At 55.3% G+C, this 15,198-nt stretch carries 10 protein-coding genes and 3 tRNA genes; 1 reads left to right on the plus strand and 12 read right to left on the minus strand.

Going from position 1 to position 15,198, the window contains the following annotated elements; genetic code table 11:
* Window positions 1-133: 133 nt before the first annotated feature.
* The 12 genes from rpoC to ACW5W8_RS22140 all read right to left on the minus strand — a co-directional run bounded on the left by rpoC (window position 134) and on the right by ACW5W8_RS22140 (window position 13,896).
* A complete protein-coding gene (gene rpoC, locus ACW5W8_RS22085; protein WP_498630451.1) occupies window positions 134-4,438 on the minus strand; it encodes a DNA-directed RNA polymerase subunit beta' in 4,305 nt (1,434 codons plus the stop codon).
* Window positions 4,439-4,529: 91 nt separating this feature from the next.
* On the minus strand, window positions 4,530-8,558 hold the full coding sequence (gene rpoB, locus ACW5W8_RS22090; protein ID WP_498630453.1) for a DNA-directed RNA polymerase subunit beta: 4,029 nt from the start codon (window positions 8,556-8,558) through the stop codon (window positions 4,530-4,532).
* Between the two features lie 224 nt (window positions 8,559-8,782).
* Complete coding sequence (rplL, locus tag ACW5W8_RS22095) at window positions 8,783-9,145, minus strand: 50S ribosomal protein L7/L12 (RefSeq protein ID WP_033135318.1); 363 nt, start codon at window positions 9,143-9,145, stop codon at window positions 8,783-8,785.
* A 51-nt stretch (window positions 9,146-9,196) separates the two neighbouring features.
* Window positions 9,197-9,697 carry a 50S ribosomal protein L10 gene (rplJ, locus tag ACW5W8_RS22100; protein WP_033135317.1) on the minus strand — a complete coding sequence of 167 codons (501 nt, stop codon included), beginning with the start codon at window positions 9,695-9,697 and terminating at the stop codon, window positions 9,197-9,199.
* Window positions 9,698-9,953: 256 nt separating this feature from the next.
* Window positions 9,954-10,655, minus strand: a complete 702-nt coding sequence (gene rplA / locus ACW5W8_RS22105) for a 50S ribosomal protein L1 (protein ID WP_498630455.1) — start codon at window positions 10,653-10,655, stop codon at window positions 9,954-9,956.
* 4 nt (window positions 10,656-10,659) lie between these two features.
* Window positions 10,660-11,088: a 50S ribosomal protein L11 gene (gene rplK / locus ACW5W8_RS22110; protein ID WP_026456244.1), complete on the minus strand. Its 429-nt coding sequence runs from the start codon at window positions 11,086-11,088 to the stop codon at window positions 10,660-10,662.
* Window positions 11,089-11,222: 134 nt separating this feature from the next.
* On the minus strand, window positions 11,223-11,774 hold the full coding sequence (gene nusG / locus ACW5W8_RS22115; RefSeq protein ID WP_005306318.1) for a transcription termination/antitermination protein NusG: 552 nt from the start codon (window positions 11,772-11,774) through the stop codon (window positions 11,223-11,225).
* Window positions 11,775-11,783: 9 nt separating this feature from the next.
* On the minus strand, window positions 11,784-12,155 hold the full coding sequence (gene secE, locus ACW5W8_RS22120; RefSeq protein WP_005306322.1) for a preprotein translocase subunit SecE: 372 nt from the start codon (window positions 12,153-12,155) through the stop codon (window positions 11,784-11,786).
* Between the two features lie 60 nt (window positions 12,156-12,215).
* A tRNA-Trp gene (locus ACW5W8_RS22125) sits at window positions 12,216-12,292 on the minus strand.
* 53 nt (window positions 12,293-12,345) lie between these two features.
* Window positions 12,346-13,530, minus strand: coding sequence for an elongation factor Tu (gene tuf, locus ACW5W8_RS22130; RefSeq protein ID WP_005339879.1), 1,185 nt, complete (start codon window positions 13,528-13,530; stop codon window positions 12,346-12,348).
* A gap of 168 nt (window positions 13,531-13,698) precedes the next feature.
* A tRNA-Gly gene (locus tag ACW5W8_RS22135) sits at window positions 13,699-13,773 on the minus strand.
* A gap of 38 nt (window positions 13,774-13,811) precedes the next feature.
* Window positions 13,812-13,896: transfer RNA gene (locus tag ACW5W8_RS22140), tRNA-Tyr, on the minus strand.
* Between the two features lie 263 nt (window positions 13,897-14,159).
* Here ACW5W8_RS22140 and coaA point away from each other — a divergent pair.
* Window positions 14,160-15,098 (plus strand): type I pantothenate kinase, encoded by a 939-nt coding sequence (gene coaA, locus ACW5W8_RS22145; RefSeq protein ID WP_163130003.1) that lies wholly within the window; start codon window positions 14,160-14,162, stop codon window positions 15,096-15,098.
* The last annotated feature ends 100 nt before the right edge of the window (window positions 15,099-15,198 follow it).

Below are 15,198 nucleotides of genomic sequence, written 5' to 3' on the forward strand. Positions count from 1 at the left end.
GAGCGTTACGGGAGGGGCGTGAATATCAAAGCATGTTTGCATGAGGCGCTGGGGCACCCCATGCAACACGTAATTGGGACATAGCCAAAAAAAAGGCTCCTTGAAGGAGCCCTTTTTAATCACGGATGACGAGTTACTCTTCGTCGAAGCTACCGGCTGCGTTCAGCAGGTCCGCCAGGTTCTGCTCCGCTTCATCAGCGGTCACCTGCGGGGTACCAACAGCACGAGCTGCGGCGGCACGCTGGTTGATCCGGCTATGGTGGTAGGCAAAGCCGGTACCAGCCGGGATCAGACGACCCACGATGACGTTCTCTTTCAGACCACGTAGTTCATCACGCTTGCCACCAACAGCGGCTTCGGTCAGAACGCGAGTGGTTTCCTGGAAGGAAGCCGCAGAGATGAAGGACTCGGTGCTCAGAGATGCCTTGGTAATACCCATCAGTACATGACGGAAGGTCGCAGGGGTCTTGCCCTCGGCAACCAGCTTACGGTTGGCAATCTTCACACGAGCAACTTCAACCTGTTCGCCTTCGATCAGATCGGTATCACCAGCAGTCAGGATCTCGCACTTGCGCAGCATCTGACGAACGATGACTTCGATGTGCTTGTCGTTGATCTTAACGCCTTGCAGACGGTAAACGTCTTGCACTTCGTTGGCGATGTAGTTGGCGACCGGGCTGATACCGCGCAGACGCAGGATGTCGTGAGCAGACTCAGGACCGTCTGCCAGCACTTCACCCTTCTCAACTTTTTCACCTTCGAACACGTTCAGGTTACGCCACTTCGGAATCATCTCTTCGTAGACGTTGCCACCATCGGTCGGGGTGATGACCAGACGGCGTTTGCCCTTGGTCTCTTTCCCGAAGGAGATGGTACCGGAGATCTCGGCCAGAATTGCCGGTTCCTTCGGTTGACGTGCTTCGAACAGATCCGCAACGCGCGGCAGACCACCGGTGATGTCCTTGGTACCGCCGGACTCTTGCGGGATACGCGCTACCGCGTCACCCACGCCCACGTTGGCACCATCTTCCAGGTTCACGATCGCCTTGCCCGGCAGGAAGTACTGGGCGGCAACATCGGTACCCGGGATCATCACGTCTTTGCCGTTCAGGTCGACCAGTTTAACGGTCGGACGCATCTCTTTACCGGCACTCGGACGCTCGTTGACATCCAGTACGACGATAGAAGAGAGACCGGTCAGCTCGTCGGTCTGACGAGTGATGGTCACGCCATCGATCATGTGTTCGAACTGCAGGCGACCTGCCACTTCGGTGATGATCGGGTGGGTGTGCGGATCCCAGTTGGCAACGGTCTCGCCAGCGCTCACGGCCTGGCCGTCCTTCACTTCCAGCACGGAACCGTAAGGCAGCTTGTGGCTTTCCTTGGTACGGCCCATGTCGTCCATGATGGTCAGTTCGGTAGAACGTGAGGTGATAACCAGTTTGTCATCGCTGTTGTGAACGAACTTGGCGTTCTGCAGCTTGATGGTACCGGTGTTCTTGACCTGGATGCTGCTTTCAGCAGCGGCACGAGATGCGGCACCACCGATGTGGAAAGTACGCATCGTCAGCTGGGTACCCGGCTCACCGATGGACTGGGCGGCGATAACACCGACAGCCTCACCCTTGTTCACCAGGTGACCACGAGCCAGATCACGGCCGTAGCAGTGAGCACAGTTACCAAAGTCAGTTTCACAGGTGATGGCAGAACGTACCTTCACGCGGTCAACGGAGTTTTGCTCCAGCAGGTCACACAGCTGCTCGTCGAGCAGGGTGTTACGTGCTACCAGCACTTCATCTTCAGTACCCGGCTTGATCACGTCATCGGCAACCACACGGCCCAGCACGCGCTCACGCAGCGGCTCGACCACGTCGCCACCTTCGATCAGCGGAGTCATCCACAGACCTTCGGTAGTGCCGCAATCGTCCTCGGTGATCACCATGTCTTGTGCCACGTCTACCAGACGACGAGTCAGGTAACCGGAGTTCGCAGTCTTCAGTGCAGTATCCGCCAGACCCTTACGAGCACCGTGGGTAGAGATAAAGTACTGCAGTACGTTCAGACCTTCGCGGAAGTTCGCGATGATCGGGGTCTCGATGATGGAGCCATCCGGCTTGGCCATCAGGCCACGCATACCGGCCAGCTGACGGATCTGGGCGGCGGAACCACGCGCACCAGAGTCGGCCATCATAAAGATGCTGTTGAACGAGGCCTGCTCTTCTTCTTCACCCAGCGAGTTGACGTTACGCTCTTTGGACAAGTTCTCCATCATGGCCTTGGAGACGCGCTCGTTGGCGCTGGCCCAGATATCGATAACCTTGTTGTAACGTTCGCCCGCAGTTACCAGACCGGACAGGAACTGGTCCTGGATCTCGGCAACTTCGGCTTCGGCTGCCGCAATGATGTCTTTCTTGGCATCCGGGATGACCATGTCATCGATACCAACGGAAGCACCGGACAGGGCCGCGTAGTGGAAACCGGTATACATCAGCTGGTCAGCGAAGATAACGGTGTCCTTCAGCCCCTGCTTGCGATAGCAGGTGTTCAGCAGACGGGAGATGAGCTTTTTGCCCAGCGCCTTGTTGGATACGGATTTGATCCAGTTCTGCGGATTGGCATCCAGGTCAGCCTGCTCTGCAGCAGTCAGCACCTTCGGCTCGTCGATCAGGGCGTATTCCATGCCTTTCGGCAGGATCAGGCTCAGGATCGCACGACCAACGGTGGTGTTCTTCATCTCGGTGTGTTCACGCAGAGAACCGTCTTCCTGACGCAGGTATTCGGTAATGCGTACTTTCACACGAGCATGCAGATCGGCCAGACCGGCACGATATACTTTCTCGGCTTCTTTCGGGCCGGCCAGCACCATACCTTCGCCTTTGGCGTTGATACGGGCACGGGTCATGTAGTACAGACCCAAGACCACGTCCTGAGAAGGAACGATGATCGGCTCACCGGAGGCAGGCGACAGGATGTTGTTGGTAGACATCATCAGCGCACGCGCTTCCAGCTGGGCTTCCAGGGTCAGCGGTACGTGGACCGCCATCTGGTCACCATCGAAGTCCGCGTTATACGCAGCACAAACCAGCGGGTGCAGCTGGATTGCCTTGCCTTCGACCAGAGTCGGTTCGAATGCCTGGATACCCAGACGGTGCAGAGTCGGTGCACGGTTCAGCAGAACCGGGTGTTCGCGGATCACTTCGTCCAGGATATCCCAAACGACAGCTTCCTCGCGCTCCACCATCTTCTTGGCGGCCTTAATAGTGGTCGCCAGACCGCGGGTTTCCAGCTTGCCATAGATGAACGGCTTGAACAGTTCCAGAGCCATCTTCTTCGGCAGACCGCACTGATGCAGGCGCAGGGTCGGGCCTACGGTGATAACGGAACGACCAGAGTAGTCGACACGCTTACCGAGCAGGTTCTGACGGAAACGACCCTGCTTACCCTTGATCATGTCGGCCAGGGATTTCAGCGGGCGCTTGTTGGAACCGGTGATGGCACGACCGCGACGGCCGTTATCCAGCAGCGCATCGACGGACTCTTGCAGCATACGCTTTTCGTTGCGCACGATGATGTCCGGAGCAGCCAGGTCCAGCAGACGCTTCAAGCGGTTGTTACGGTTGATCACGCGACGGTACAGATCGTTCAGATCGGAAGTCGCGAAACGGCCGCCGTCCAGCGGTACCAGCGGACGCAGGTCCGGCGGCAGCACAGGCAGCACTGTCATGATCATCCACTCCGGCTTGTTGCCGGACTGCAGGAAAGCTTCCATCAGCTTCAGACGCTTGGTGGTCTTCTTGCGCTTGGTCTCGGAGTTGGTTTGATCCAGCTCCTCACGCATGGTTTTGACTTCACCTTCCAGATCGATAGCGCGCAGCAATGCCAGGATTGCTTCGGCACCCATCTTGGCGTCAAATTCGTCGCCCCACTCTTCCAGCGCATCCAGGTACTGCTCTTCAGAGAGCATCTGGCTGCGTTCGAGGTTGGTCATGCCCGGCTCGATTACTACGAAAGATTCGAAGTAAAGCACGCGCTCGATGTCGCGCAGGGTCATGTCCAGCAGCAGACCGATACGGGACGGCAGGGACTTCAGGAACCAGATGTGGGCAGTCGGGCTGGCCAGCTCGATGTGGCCCATACGCTCACGACGGACCTTGGTCTGGGTCACTTCAACGCCGCACTTCTCACAGATCACACCACGGTGTTTCAGGCGCTTGTACTTGCCGCACAGACACTCGTAGTCCTTCACCGGTCCGAAGATGCGGGCGCAGAACAGACCATCACGTTCCGGCTTGAAAGTCCGGTAGTTGATGGTCTCAGGCTTTTTGACCTCACCGAATGACCAGGAGCGGATCATGTCAGGAGAGGCCAGACCGATCTTGATACTGTCAAACTCTTCGGTCTTGGTCTGAGCCTTCAAAAACTTGAGTAAGTCTTTCACGTGTTTCCCCTGTCAGGAGTCTAACCTCGGCGCCCCGGCTGCCAAAACAGCGGGGCGCCCACGTCAATTCTCGAACAATAAGAGCGAGCTCTTACTCTTCGTCCAGCTCGATGTTGATACCCAGAGAGCGGATTTCCTTCAGCAATACGTTGAAGGATTCGGGCATGCCCGGCTCCATACGGTGGTCGCCATCCACGATGTTCTTATACATCTTGGTACGGCCATTCACATCGTCAGACTTGACGGTCAGCATTTCCTGCAGGGTATATGCCGCACCGTAAGCCTCCAGGGCCCACACTTCCATCTCACCGAAACGCTGACCACCGAACTGAGCCTTACCACCCAGCGGCTGCTGGGTAACCAGGCTGTAAGAACCGGTAGAACGCGCGTGCATCTTATCGTCGACCAAGTGGTTCAGCTTCAGCATGTACATGTAACCAACGGTTACTTTACGCTCGAAGCGGTTACCAGTACGGCCATCGAACAGATCAATCTGACCGGATTCCGGCAGATCGGCCAGCTTCAGCAGGGCTTTGATTTCGCGCTCTTTGGCACCATCAAACACTGGAGTAGCGACCGGCAGACCCTTACGCAGGTTACCCACCAGGGTACGTACGTCGTCGTCAGACAGTTCGGCGATGTTCACTTGCTGGGTGTCCTTCTCGCCCAGGTCATAGACCTGTTGCAGGAAGTTGCGCATCTCGTGCAGCTCGCGCTGCTCTTTGACCATGCGATCGATCTTCTCGCCGATACCCTTGGCAGCAAGGCCCAGGTGCACTTCGAGGATCTGACCGATGTTCATACGGGATGGTACGCCCAACGGGTTCAGTACGATGTCGACCGGACGGCCGAACTCGTCATGAGGCATATCCTCGACCGGACAGATCTTGGAGATAACACCCTTGTTACCGTGACGGCCCGCCATCTTGTCACCCGGCTGGATGCGACGTTTGACTGCCAGATAAACCTTGACGATTTTCAGTACGCCCGGCGCCAGATCATCACCCTGGATAATCTTGCGACGCTTGTTCTCGAATTTCTTGTCGAACTCGGCTTTCAGCTCAACGTGCTGTTCAGCGATCTGTTCCAGTTCGGTCTGCTTGGCTTCGTCTTCGATGGCCAGTTCAAACCACTTGGAGCGATCGAGCTTGTTCAGACGATCTTCGCTGTAACCGGCGGCCAGCAGCAGGTTGCGGGAGCGGCCGAAAATGCCGTCTTCCAGGATCTTGAACTCTTCGGTCAAGTCCTTCTTCGCTTCCTTCAGCTGCATCTCTTCGATTTCTTTGGCGCGCTTGTCTTTTTCCACGCCATCGCGGGTAAAGACTTGCACGTCAACCACGGTACCGTACACACCGTTCGGTACACGCAGGGAGGAGTCCTTCACATCGGACGCCTTCTCACCGAAGATAGCGCGCAGCAGCTTCTCTTCCGGCGTCAGCTGGGTTTCACCTTTCGGCGTTACCTTACCGACCAGAATGTCGCCGCCCTTCACTTCGGCACCCACGTAGACGATACCTGACTCGTCCAGCTTGGACAGAGCGGCTTCACCCACGTTCGGGATGTCAGCAGTGATCTCTTCCGGACCCAGCTTGGTGTCACGGGAGATACAGGCCAGTTCCTGGATATGGATGGTGGTCAGGCGATCTTCCTGAACAACACGCTCGTTCACCAGGATCGAGTCTTCGAAGTTGTAACCGTTCCACGGCATGAACGCGACGCGCATGTTCTGACCCAGTGCCAGTTCACCCAGATCGGTGGACGGGCCGTCAGCCAGTACGTCGCCAGCCATGACCGGCTCACCCAACATCACGCAAGGACGCTGGTTGATACAGGTGTTCTGGTTGGAACGGGTGTATTTGGTCAGGTTGTAGATGTCGATACCGGCTTCGCCTGGCATCAGCTCATCTTCATTGACCTTCAGGACGATACGGGAGGCATCGACATAGTCGATTACGCCACCACGCTTGGCTACTACGGTTACACCGGAGTCAACGGCCACAGCGCGTTCCATACCGGTACCTACCAGCGGCTTGTCAGCACGCAGAGTCGGTACAGCCTGACGTTGCATGTTTGAACCCATCAATGCGCGGTTCGCGTCATCGTGTTCCAGGAACGGGATCAGAGCGGCTGCCACAGATACGATCTGCTGCGGGCTCACGTCCATATACTGGATCTGGTCGGCGTTCATAAAGGTGGATTCACCTTTGTGACGGCACGGAATCAATTCATCTTTCAGACGGCCATCTTCGGTGGTCGCGGCGTTAGCCTGTGCGATCACGTACTTGCCTTCTTCAATAGCAGACAGGTAGTCCACTTCGTCGGTGATCACACCGTCAATGACCTTACGGTACGGGGTCTCGAGGAAACCGTACTCGTTGGTACGAGAGTACACGGACAGAGAGTTGATCAGACCGATGTTCGGACCTTCAGGAGTCTCGATAGGGCACAGACGACCGTAGTGGGTCGGGTGTACGTCTCGGACTTCAAAGCCGGCACGCTCACGAGTCAAACCGCCCGGGCCCAGCGCGGAAATACGACGCTTGTGGGTCACTTCGGAGAGCGGGTTGTTCTGGTCCATAAACTGGGACAGCTGGCTGGAACCAAAGAACTCTTTGACTGCGGCGGAGATCGGCTTGGCGTTGATCAGATCCTGCGGCATCAGGGTGTCCAGGTCGCCCAGGGAGAGACGCTCCTTGACCGCACGCTCGACACGCACCAGACCGACGCGGAACTGGTTCTCGGCCATTTCACCGACAGAACGGATACGACGGTTACCCAAGTGGTCGATATCGTCCACTTCGTCGTTACCGTTACGGATGTCGATCAGGCGCTTCATGACTTCAACGATGTCGTCTTTGGTCAGTACGCCAGCGCCAGTCTCGTCTTCACGACCCAGACGGCGGTTGAACTTCATCCGACCTACGGTAGACAGGTCGTAACGCTCGGCGGAGAAGAACAGGTTTTCGAACAGCTGTTCTGCAGCTTCGCGAGTCGGCGGCTCGCCCGGACGCATCATGCGATAGATCTCGACCAGCGCTTCCAAACGGTTGGAGCTGGAGTCGACACGCAGGGTCTCGGACATGTAGGCACCGTGATCCAGTTCGTTGGTGAACAGAACCTCGAAGTGCTTGAAGCCGGCTTGGGACAGGTTGGCGATCGCTTCCAGGCTCAGCGCCTGGTTGGCGGTCACGACCATCTCGCCAGTTTGCGGATGTGCGTAGTCCTTGGCAGCCACTTTGCCAACAACATACTCAACCGGCACCTCAATCTGGGTAACGGCGTCTTTTTCCAACTGACGGATGTGACGCGCAGTCACACGACGACCGGTCTCAACCACCACGGCGCCATTGGCCACGATGTCAAAGGTCGCAGTTTCACCACGCAGACGCTCCGGCACCAGATCCATCATCAACTTGCCATCTTTTACTTCAAAACCGATGGTCTCGAAGAAGGTGGCCAGGATCTGTTCGGAAGTGAAGTCCAGTGCGCGCAGAATAATGGATGCTGGCAGTTTGCGACGACGGTCGATACGGACAAACAGGTTGTCTTTTGCATCGAACTCGAAGTCCAGCCAGGAGCCACGGTAGGGGATAACGCGAGCGTTATACAGTACCTTACCGGATGAATGAGTTTTGCCTTTATCGTGGTCGAAGAAGACGCCCGGGCTGCGGTGCAGCTGGGAGACGATAACCCGCTCGGTACCATTGATAACAAAGGTGCCGTTCTCGGTCATGAGCGGAATTTCGCCCATGTATACTTCTTGTTCCTTGATGTCTTTGACGGTGCCGGCAGCTGCTTCACGATCGTACAGAACCATACGAAGCTTGACACGCAGCGGCGCGGAGTAGGTCACTCCACGGATCTGGCATTCTTTTACGTCAAATACCGGCTCACCCAGGCGATAGCTGACATACTGAAGCTCAGCACTACCGGAGTAACTGGTGATCGGGAAAACGCTACGGAAAGCGGCCTCTAGGCCATATTCACCTTCCGGGTCAGCCTCGATGAACTGCTTGAAGGAGTCCAGCTGAATGGACAACAGATAAGGCGTGTCCAGTACCTGGTCTCGCTTACCGAAGTCCTTACGAATGCGTTTTTTTTCGGTATAAGAGTAAACCATAGGGTTCCTCAGCTCGCTGATAAGTGACCCACTCTGTCCCGCAGGACAGCTCTGTCTCAACACCGTTTTGTGTTGGCCCGGACGAATGGAAACAGTCCGGATTGCTGGTGCACCGAGAGTCGTAAACGGTGTGAAATGCTCTCAGTCTACAGCGCAAAAAGGCTGGTGAACAAATATTCACCAGCCCTAGCCTGTTTTATCAGGCTAATCTACATAAATGCAGATTATTTGATCTCAACAGAAGCACCAGCTTCTTCAAGCTGCTTCTTCAGAGCTTCAGCTTCGTCCTTGGACACGCCTTCTTTCAGGTTAGCCGGGGCAGCTTCAACCAGATCTTTGGCTTCTTTCAGGCCCAGACCGGTAGCGCCACGAACGGCTTTGATGACGGCAACTTTGTTGGCGCCAGCAGCGGTCAGAACTACGTCGAACTCGGTTTTCTCTTCTACTGCTTCAGCAGCCGGACCGGCAGCAACAGCAACAGCGGCAGAAACACCGAACTTCTCTTCCATAGCTTCGATCAGCTCAACAACTTCCATTACGGACATGGAAGCAACGGCTTCGATGATTTGGTCTTTAGTGATAGACATGACAAAAATTCCTGATGTTGAATAAACTCAAACAGCCTAGATAGGCGAGAATCAAGCAGCAGCTTGCTTCTGATCACGCACAGCAGCGATGGTACGAACCAGCTTGCCAGCAGAGGCTTCTTTCATAGTCGCCATCAACTTCGCAATCGCTTCGTCGTAGGTCGGCAGCGTGGCCAGACGATCAATTTGTGCTGCGGCGATGAACTCACCGTTAAAAGCGCCAGCCTTGATTTCGAACTTTTGGTTCGCTTTGGCAAACTCTTTGAACAGACGAGCGGCAGCGCCCGGGTGTTCGTTAGAGAAAGCAATCAAGGTAGGACCGGTAAATGCGTTGTTCAGGCACTCGAATTCGGTACCTTCAACTGCACGACGCAGCAGGGTGTTACGCACAACGCGCATGTACACACCAGCTTCGCGAGCGGTTTTACGCAGGACGGTCATCTTATCTACAGTCACACCGCGAGAATCGGCTACAACTGCAGACAGAGCGCCTTTGGCAGCTTCGTTGACTTCAGCAACAATTGCCTTTTTGTCTTCGAGTCCCAATGCCATTGGCTTAACTCCTGGATTGAATCCGGGTCTATTGACCCAGTACAGACACATCCCCCCTACCTTTACAACAGAGGGGAACGATGCGGTAGCAGGATTCCAGAAGAGAAAGAAACTTTCTCGCTGGGTTTCCGGCACCGTCTACGCAGGAAACATTAAGGCTTTGCAGCCTCCTGCGGTCTTGGACGGAGGTCGAAACCCCCAACCAATCAAGGCGCAAAATTATAGATTAAATTTTGCGCCTTGTAAAACCCATCAATTAGGCCTGAGCTTCCAGAGAAGCTTGGTCTACGGCAACACCGGCACCCATGGTGGTGGAGATGCTGACTTTCTTGATGAATACGCCTTTGGCGGAAGAGGGTTTGCCTTTTTTCAGGGCAACCAGCAGAGCTTCCAAGTTTTCTTTCAGCTGAACTTCGTTGAAAGAAACCTTACCCAGAGTGGTATGGATGATACCATTCTTGTCGTTACGGTAACGAACCTGACCAGCCTTGGCGTTCTTGACAGCTTCGGCAACGTTAGGAGTTACAGTACCAACTTTCGGGTTCGGCATCAGACCGCGCGGGCCCAGGATTTGACCCAGTTGACCAACAACGCGCATGGCATCCGGGGATGCGATAACTACGTCGAAGTTCATCTCGCCTTTCTTGACCAGATCGGCCAGGTCATCCATACCTACCAGGTCAGCGCCGGCAGCTTTAGCAGCTTCGGCGTTGGCACCTTGGGTAAATACGGCAACGCGAACGTCACGACCGGTACCGTGCGGCAGTACAGTTGCACCACGTACGTTCTGGTCAGATTTACGAGCGTCGATACCCAGGTTGACAGCAACGTCAACGCTTTCAACGAACTTGGCGGTAGCCAGTTCTTTCAGCAGGGCAATGGCTTCGTTGATGGAGTACTCTTTGGTACCGTCAACTTTTTCGCGAATAACGCGCATACGCTTGGAAAGTTTAGCCATTGTCTTAATCCTCCACTACCAGACCCATGGAACGAGCGGAGCCTGCGATGCAACGTACTTTTGCATCCAGATCGGCACCAGTCATATCCGGTTCTTTGGTCTTGGCGATTTCTTGCAGCTGGGCTACGGTCACCTTACCAACCTTGTCTTTGTTCGGCTTGGCAGAACCAGACTTGATACCAGCAGCTTTCTTCAGCAGGAAGGAAGCAGGCGGAGTCTTGGTTTCGAAGGTGAAGGAACGGTCGCTGTAAACGGTGATCACGACCGGAGTCGGTGAACCTTTTTCCAGCTTCTCTGTACGAGCGTTGAACGCCTTACAGAACTCCATGATGTTAACACCGTGTTGACCCAGTGCAGGACCAACGGGAGGAGACGGGTTGGCTGCACCAGCAGCAACCTGCAGCTTGATATAAGCTGTGACTTTCTTAGCCATTAGGAAATTACCTCAAAAATGGGTTCTAGCGCCTCGGAGACTTGCTCCTGCAAACGGCTCCCCAACTAATAAAGGGGCAGCGAATTATAGAGATATTCGCTGCCCCTGACAACCGTTAAACGTACAGAATTCAATCAGCCCTTTTCGACCTGACCAAAATCCAGTTCAACAGGAGTAGAACGACCGAAGATCAGTACAGAAACCTTCACGCGGCTCTTCTCGTAATCCACCTCTTCAACGGTACCGTTGAAGTCGGCAAACGGACCATCGGCAACCCGCACCATTTCACCCGGTTCAAACAGGGTTTTCGGACGCGGCTTGTCGTGGGCATCCTGCAGACGGTTCAGGATGGCATCAGCCTCTTTGTCGGAGATCGGTGCCGGACGGTCGGAAGTACCGCCGATGAAGCCCATTACACGCGGTACGTTACGCACCAGGTGCCATGTGGTTTCATCCATGATCATCTGGACCAGGACATAACCCGGGAAAAACTTGCGCTCACTCTTGCGCTTCTGGCCAGCACGCATCTCGACCACTTCTTCGGTCGGGACCAGTACTTCACCGAACATGTCTTCCATGCCATGCATCTTGATATGTTCGCGCAGGGACTTGGCTACACGGCCTTCATAGCCGGAAAAAGCCTGCACGACATACCATCTCATACGTTGTTCACGTTGTTCAGTCATGGCTTATCCTTACACACCGGTAATCAGGTTGACCAACCAGACCAAGGCACCGTCCAGAACGAACAGCAGCAGCCCCATCACGGCGGTCACCGCCAGCACAATCAGGGTTGTCTGAATGGCTTCCTGACGGGTCGGCCATACGACCTTGCGGACTTCCAGGCGAGACTCACGGGCGAATGCCAGTGTTGCCTTTCCCTTGGTGGTTTGCAGGGCTACTGCACCAGCAGCAGCAATGACAACGACCACACCCAGGGCGCGGACGGCAGCGACAACATCGTTGAGCAGGTAATTACCCACTACAGCGGCCGCCAGGATAATGAAAACCAGGCCCCAAAGCAGGGTATCCTTGCTTCCGCCCTGGCTCTCAGAACTAACACTCATACAACCCACCTGTATCTGACGTAACCAAAGACACAAAAGCCCCGTACGAGACGAGGTATATGGCAGGGGCGGCAGGACTCGAACCCGCAACCATCGGTTTTGGAGACCGCTGTTCTACCAATTCGAACTACGCCCCTACACAAGAAAGCCCCTATTATAGGGGCTTTGCTTTATTTATGTAAGCCAAAGATTAAGCGATTACGCTGGCTACAACACCGGCACCTACGGTACGGCCACCTTCACGGATAGCGAAACGCAGGCCGTCATCCATCGCGATCGGGGCAATCAGGGTAACAACCATTTTGATGTTGTCGCCTGGCATTACCATTTCAACGCCTTCCGGCAGTTCGATGGTACCGGTCACGTCGGTAGTACGGAAGTAGAACTGCGGACGGTAGCCTTTGAAGAACGGGGTATGACGACCACCTTCTTCTTTGGACAGGACGTACACTTCAGATTCGAACTTGGTGTGCGGCTTGATAGAACCCGGCTTGGCCAGTACCTGACCACGCTCTACATCTTCACGCTTAACACCACGCAGCAGCGCGCCGATGTTCTCGCCTGCACGACCTTCGTCCAGCAGCTTACGGAACATTTCTACACCGGTACAGGTGGTAGAAACGGTATCTTTGATACCAACGATTTCTACGGTCTCACCTACTTTAACGATACCGCGCTCTACACGACCGGTTACTACGGTACCACGGCCAGCGATAGAGAATACGTCTTCGATAGGCATCAGGAACGGCTGGTCAATCGCACGCTCCGGCTCCGGGATGTAGGTATCCAGGTGGCCAGCCAGCTCGATGATCTTCTCTTCCCACTGAGCGTCGCCTTCCAGCGCTTTCAGTGCGGAACCACGAACTACCGGCAGGTCATCACCCGGGAAGTCGTACTCGGTCAGCAGTTCACGAACTTCCATCTCTACCAGTTCGAGCAGCTCTTCGTCATCAACCATGTCACACTTGTTCATGAACACGATCATGTACGGGATACCAACCTGACGACCCAGCAGGATGTGCTCACGAGTCTGCGGCATCGGGCCGTCAGTCGCTGCTACTACCAGGATCGCGCCGTCCATCTGGGCAGCACCGGTGATCATGTTTTTAACGTAGTCGGCGTGACCCGGGCAATCTACGTGGGCGTAGTGACGGGTAGCGGTGTCGTATTCTACGTGGGAGGTGTTGATGGTGATACCACGCTCACGCTCTTCCGGTGCCTTGTCGATCTGGTCGAAGGCGAAAGCTTTACCACCGAAGTGCTTGGCCAGCACGTTGGTGATAGCTGCAGTCAGGGTGGTTTTACCGTGGTCAACGTGGCCGATGGTACCCACGTTAACGTGCGGTTTATTACGCTCAAATTTTTCTTTAGACATGATCGTCCCTCTAAACTAACGCTGAGTACGCGGTGGCAAGCTAACCACAGAACAGTTTATATGATGGATTTGAATCTGGTGGGAAAGAGAGAGGTACTGATGGCTGGTTCGCTTGCCGAACTCACCCTAGGGTGCGGCTCTGCTATCGCCTGAGCCATATCAGCATCTTGGAGCGGGCAGCGGGAATCGAACCCGCATCATCAGCTTGGAAGGCTGAGGTAATAGCCATTATACGATGCCCGCATTTCTCTAACCCAAAGAACTCAAACCGCAGAGAAATATGGTGGAGGGAGAAGGATTCGAACCTTCGAAGGCAGAGCCGTCAGATTTACAGTCTGATCCCTTTGGCCGCTCGGGAACCCCTCCAGACGCCAGATTGTCACAACGGTAATTCTGCTTGCACCCGTTGTGTTTATCGCTTTTGCACGGCAAATAGACGACAGACAGTCAAGCGTCGCGCATTTTATTGTAAGGATTTGGGGGATGCAACCATTGAGCCCGGCAAAATATGCTTTATTGCTGAGAAGTTTGCAAAAAAGTGGGGGCAAACAAGCCAATCCTGCTGCGTCCCTTGTCGCTCCCCCCCCCTTGGTGTATGGTCGCCGTGCCCAAGAAACAGTGATGACACCATGACGACAGAGCATAATCCCTATCTGCAATTCACCCGCGATCAATGGGCGTTATTGCGCGATTCGGTCCCCCTGACCCTGACCGAACACGATCTTCAGACCCTGCGCGGGATCAACGAAAAGGTGTCATTGCGGGAAGTGGAAGAGATCTACCTGCCCCTCTCCCGCCTGCTCAATCTCTATGTCAAAGCCAAGCAGCGTCGTAGCCGGGTATTGGAGCAGTTCCTCGGTCAGTCCCGCGGCAAGGGCACCTATATCATCAGCATTGCCGGCAGCGTGGCGGGTGGCAAAAGCACCACAGCCCGTATTTTGCAGGCATTGCTGGAGCGCTGGCCGGAACATCCGCGGGTGGAGCTGGTCACCACCGATGGCTTCCTCTATCCCAACAAGGTACTGGAAGAGCGCGGCCTGATGCGCCGCAAGGGGTTCCCGGAATCCTACGATATCCGCCATCTGGTGGAGTTTGTCGCCAATATCCGCGCCGGTCACGAGAAGGTTGAAGCGCCGGTTTACTCCCACCTTATCTACGACATCATTCCCGATGAGAAGAAGGTGGTGGAGCAGCCGGACATCCTGATCCTGGAAGGGCTCAATGTGCTGCAAAGCGGCATGGACTACCCCCAGGAGCCCCATCGGGTCTTCGTGTCGGACTTCGTCGACTTCTCCATCTATGTGGATGCCGATGCCGAATTGCTGCGTACCTGGTATATCGAACGCTTCCTGAAATTCCGCAGCGGAGCCTTCTCGGATCCCGACTCCTACTTCCATAACTACGCCAAGCTGGCGGAGAGTGAGGCGACCCAGATCGCCAGCAACATCTGGCAAGATATCAACTATCTGAATTTGCAAGAAAATATCCTGCCAACACGTGAGCGTGCCAACCTGATCATGACCAAGGGCCATGAGCACGCCATCGAGCAGATCAAGCTGCGCAAATGATGACGGCGGTTGCCGGATAACGAAGAGGGGGGCCCCGGGCCCCCCCCGGAGGTTTTTTTATATAAAGGGCGGTGGGAGCCCCACACACCCCCCCCCCCCG

This window comes from Aeromonas aquatilis, from assembly GCF_054052405.1.